General features: G+C 50.5%; 1 protein-coding gene. It reads right to left on the bottom strand.

Annotated features, from left to right (window positions below):
• Positions 1–108: 108 nt before the first annotated feature.
• Positions 109–319: hypothetical protein (locus HA45_RS27765; RefSeq protein WP_211280924.1), on the bottom strand; the 211-nt coding region annotated here is incomplete at its 5' end.

Here is a 319-nt window from a genome sequence, read left to right as displayed (position 1 = left end):
TCTTTACGTAACGCCCACTTTTGTCGACTGAACCCCACGTTTTTAGTCACACCACACTATAGTCCACTGGGACTGCAGGTTTTCAGCCACAGCACCCATCTTTGTAAGTTAGGTGGAGTTGCTGAAAGTGCGGTGCTCAGCCCCATAAAGGCCAGCCCGATCGCAAAGTAAACCCGCATCCATGCAGATCGGCCGGGCCATCCATGGCCCGAACGCTTTGCTCTTCGGACTGGCCTTTATTGGGCAGTTGGGACTGGAATTGCTGTAATTAGTGCGAACCTGAATGTTTGATTCAAATTTAGCTCCAAAAAACCGCAAC

Source organism: Pantoea rodasii, assembly GCF_002095465.1.
Classification (GTDB): Bacteria; Pseudomonadota; Gammaproteobacteria; order Enterobacterales; family Enterobacteriaceae; genus Pantoea; species Pantoea rodasii.
This window is presented reverse-complemented; position numbering and strand designations above follow the sequence as displayed.